Annotated in this window: 5 protein-coding genes and 1 tRNA gene; 2 read left to right on the top strand and 4 right to left on the bottom strand. The window is 47.8% G+C overall.

Annotated features, from left to right (window positions below; translation table 11 throughout):
• Positions 1-147 (top strand): nitrous oxide-stimulated promoter family protein (locus tag ACTTJF_RS09900; RefSeq protein WP_442551820.1); only part of this gene is annotated, 147 nt, incomplete at its 5' end.
• A gap of 216 nt (positions 148-363) precedes the next feature.
• Here ACTTJF_RS09900 and ACTTJF_RS09895 read toward each other — a convergent pair.
• Together ACTTJF_RS09895 and dsbD are read right to left on the bottom strand one after the other, a co-directional pair.
• Positions 364-437 (bottom strand) — tRNA-Gln (locus tag ACTTJF_RS09895).
• Between the two features lie 92 nt (positions 438-529).
• On the bottom strand, positions 530-2,401 hold the full coding sequence (dsbD, locus tag ACTTJF_RS09890; RefSeq protein WP_442551819.1) for a protein-disulfide reductase DsbD: 1,872 nt from the start codon (positions 2,399-2,401) through the stop codon (positions 530-532).
• A gap of 138 nt (positions 2,402-2,539) precedes the next feature.
• Between dsbD and ppk2 the strand changes: the two genes are divergently transcribed.
• Positions 2,540-3,349 (top strand): polyphosphate kinase 2, encoded by an 810-nt coding sequence (ppk2, locus tag ACTTJF_RS09885; RefSeq protein ID WP_314998936.1) that lies wholly within the window; start codon positions 2,540-2,542, stop codon positions 3,347-3,349.
• A 157-nt stretch (positions 3,350-3,506) separates the two neighbouring features.
• On the opposite strand, the gene ACTTJF_RS09880 is transcribed toward ppk2, so the two are convergent.
• Together ACTTJF_RS09880 and ACTTJF_RS09875 are read right to left on the bottom strand one after the other, a co-directional pair.
• On the bottom strand, positions 3,507-3,653 hold the full coding sequence (locus ACTTJF_RS09880; RefSeq protein WP_442551818.1) for a hypothetical protein: 147 nt from the start codon (positions 3,651-3,653) through the stop codon (positions 3,507-3,509).
• 2 nt (positions 3,654-3,655) lie between these two features.
• A partial coding sequence (locus ACTTJF_RS09875) for a hypothetical protein (RefSeq protein ID WP_442551817.1) occupies positions 3,656-3,885 on the bottom strand: 230 nt, incomplete at its 5' end.

Genomic DNA, 3,885 nt, shown 5'->3' with positions numbered 1-3,885 from the left:
ATCAAACCGAGCTGCCGCAAGTGCCCGCATCCATGCTACGAAAAGCCTAGATGGACGCAGATGGCAAAGATAATGAGATATAGCGGCGTGAAGCTCGGACTTGTAAAACTAAAAAAGATATTTACCTTTTCAAAAACGGCGGAGTAGGGTCTGCAAAGCAGCATGTTTGAGGTCAAATTTGATAAATGATTTGACTGCGCGGAGCTGAAGTATTACAAACGCCTAACCCAAAAGAATCCGTGGCTAAAAATCTACTGCAACGACTAGAGAAATAGAGCGTTAGTAGTGTTGGCCTAGCAAAATCAACAAGTGTATAACAAATCTATTGAAAGTGCCGTATTTTGGGGATTTAAAAGGATTAGATGGTTACCCTGAAAGGATTCGAACCTCTGTTAGCTGATCCAGAGTCAGCAGTTCTACCACTAAACTACAGGGTAACGATAGGCGAAATTATAGCGAGCGAAATTTAAATCAGCTTTAATTACCTCAAATTTCAAGAATAAAACCGCAAAAAATCGCCACGCAAATTTCACAGCCTGAATTTTTCAAGATGGGCTAAAAACTTTTCGGGCGGGTAAAAACCGATGAGTCGCGCGTTTTTTAGCTCGTCTTGCGCGTCGCTACCTGCGCTGAAAAATAGGATCGCAGGTGGTCCGATGAGTCCGAATTTTTTCATTATCTGCGCGTCGTCATTGCTATTTTTCGTCACGTCCACTCGCAAAAGAGTGAAATTTTCTAGCTTATTAAGCACGGCTTCGTCTTTAAAAGTTATCTCGTCAAGCTCGTTGCAGCTAGCGCACCAAGTCGCGTAAAAATCGATAAGCACGGGCTTAGATGAGCTTTTTACCACATTTTCTAGTTCGGTCAAATTTGACACTGCGATAAAATTTGGCTCATTTTTACTCAAATTTACGCCCGCGCCGCCTGCATTTTTAAAGCCTTCGAGTGGATTTAGCGCCGATTTTGCGCCCGAAAATGAGCCCACGATCAGCAAAACCGAGTAGATAAATGCTAGCAGCGCCGTGCCTTTTAGCAGTTTTTTGCCGTTGCCGTACTCGTCCTTTGTCGCATCAAAAGCTCCGAAAAATACACTCGCAAACACGCCGATGACGCCGTAAAGTAGCAGCTCCGCCATAGCGCCCAGCACGCGCGCGCTCAGCCAAACCGCCATTATCAGCATGATAAAGCCAAAAAGCGTCTTGATTTTATCCATCCATGCGCCCGGTCGCGGCAAAATTTTACCCGAGCTCGCTCCAATCAGCAGTAGTGGCACGCCCATGCCAAGCCCCATCGTAAATAGTGCGAGCCCGCCAAATAGCGCGTTTCCGCTCTGCGCGATATAAAGCAGCGCGCCCGCAAGCGGTGCGGCGACGCAAGGGCTAGCGATGAGTGCGGATAAAAATCCCATCGCAAAAACGCCGATTATGCCGCCCTTGCTTTGGGCTTTTTTGCTAAGCGCGTTTTGCATAGCAAGCGGCATCTGAAGCTCGTAGAGTCCAAACATCGAAAGCGCGAGCGCTACGAAAACGAGGCTAAAGCCGATCAGTACGGCCGGTGTTTGCAGCGCGCTTTGCACGCCCGAGCCAAAAACGCTAGCCGCTACGCCTGCGACCGCGTAGGCGCAGGCCATCGCAAAAACGTAGATAAGAGAGAGGAAAAAGCCGCTCGTAGCACGAGAGCTTTTACTGTTGCCATTTTTAGTGTGCGGGTTATCGCTATCAAATTTAGCCGAGGTTTCGTCTGACGCGCTTAAATTTATGGCGCCGTTTTTGCCGCCGCTAGCTTGCTTTGAGACGATGATAGATGAAAGGATCGGTATCATCGGAAAGATGCAAGGCGTGAGCGATAGTAGCAACCCGTAGCCAAAAAACGTAGCGAGCGAGAGGAGAAAATTTCCACTGCCAAGGCTTGCGGCGATAGAGTCTTGCTCGGAGAGCGGCGCCGGCGAGCCGGCAAATTCAGGCTCGGCGGCCTCTATGATCTGCGCGACGGAGTAGCCGCCAAGACCCTTTTTGACGCTAAATTTGAGCACTTGCGGTTGGTAGCAGATGCCGTCTTTGGCGCAGCCTTGGTATTCGAGCTTTAGAGTGAAATTTTCGCCGCCGCTAAGCCCTTTTAACAAATTTATCGGCACGAAAAGGCTAAATTTACCCGTATAAACTTCGCGTTCGTCGTAAATTTCGCCTTTTGGGAAGTTTAGATGCGAGTTTAAAATTTTATCGCCCAGGCTCGCTGCTAGGCTGTCTTTGTAGACGTGGATATTTGGCGCGGGGGCAAATCTAAACTCGACGTTTTGCTCGTCGGCGTGTGCGGTGAGACCGAAGGCTTCTTTGACCGAAAGCGGTTCGGCAAACATAGCGCAGCAAGTCAGAATCGCCGCAAAAATCATCCTAAAAATCATAATATTCCTTGAAATTTTTGTCGTATTTTACACAAGCTCCCATAAAGTCAGCGTTAAATGTTAAATTAAGAGGCGTATTTTAGCTAAATTTTAATTATTTGATAGTAACATTTTAAAAATGCCCAAAGGAGGTTTAGAGTGAGTAAAAACGGCACGGATAGCGTGAAATTCGACTACGAGCACGAGCTTAGAAAGCTACAAATCGAGCTTTTAAAATTTCAAAATCACGTAAAAGAGCAGGGTCTGCGCGTACTCATCATCATCGAGGGGCGCGATGCGGCGGGCAAGGGCGGCTCGATAAAGCGCCTAACCGAGCATCTAAATCCGCGCGGTTGCCGCATCGTGGCGCTTGAAAAGCCAAGCGACGTCGAGCGCTCGCAGTGGTATTTCCAGCGTTACGTCGCGCATTTACCGAGTGCAGGCGAGATCGTGATCTTTGACCGCTCGTGGTACAACCGTGCGGGCGTGGAGCCCGTGATGGGCTTTTGCACGCAGGAGGAACACAAGGAGTTTTTGCGCGAGGTGCCTAAATTTGAGGAGATGATCAAAAACTCGGGCATCATTTTCTTTAAATTTTACCTCTCGGTCTCAAAAGAGGAGCAAAAAAAGCGCTTCAAAGAGCGCCTCACCGACCCGCTCAAGCAGTTTAAAATTTCGCCCGTGGATGAAAAAAGCCAGGAGCTCTGGGATCAGTACACCATCGCCAAATACTCGATGCTACTAGCCTCAAACACGCCGTTTTGTCCGTGGACGATCATCGTCTCGGATAGCAAAAAGCAGGCTCGCATAAACCTTTTTAGGCATATCCTGGCAAACGTCGAATACCCAAAAAAAATAGACGCCAAAAACTTTGAGTGCGACGAAAACGTCGTAAGAAGCGGCGAGGATGAGATACGCCAGATGGAGGCAAATCTCAAAAACGAGAAGCTATCCAAGATGAACGGATAGGGCAAGTTTGGGTCAAATTTAACGCGAGACGCGGCAAACGGCCTCGCGAGAATTTGCCTAAAAAAGTCAAATTTGACTCGACGGTTAAATTTATACGCAGGCGGCCAAACCCGCGCCTTTTTGATACGAACGGCAGTAAAATTGGCGCTTGCCCGTTTTATAAAAATAAATTCGCAAGCGGCGCTATCGCAAATTTAACAAAGCCGGTCAGAGCTAAATTTAACTCAAATTTGCCAAATTTTACCGGCGTCGGCAGATCAAATTTAAGCCTCGCAGAGCCGTTACTCGCGCATTTTATAGCCAAATTTAAACATCCTCCACATCATCCACGCCGCACCATGCGCCAACTAGCAAAGCTTGAGCCGTCGCCGTTATCGCGGCGTCTGCGTAGTAAAGCACGGAGCCCGGGCTTGCTTTTAGAAAAAGTACCGTGAGGCTAGATACGACAGAAACTATAAGCATGACGGAGTGAAATTTAAATAGCGGATTTTGCGTGATGCGCGATAGTCTAAAGTTTAAAATCGTCCAAAAAATCA

Origin of the sequence: Campylobacter sp., from assembly GCF_052170435.1 — a bacterium.
GTDB lineage: Bacteria > Campylobacterota > Campylobacteria > Campylobacterales > Campylobacteraceae > Campylobacter_A.
Note: the sequence above shows the minus strand (reverse complement) of the source record. Positions and strands in the feature narration are given on the sequence as shown.

Coding starts and splice junctions, on each gene's coding strand:
- dsbD (WP_442551819.1), bottom strand. CDS start 2,401: ATGATTTTTAGGATGATTTTTGCGGCGATTCTGACTTGCTGCGCTATG.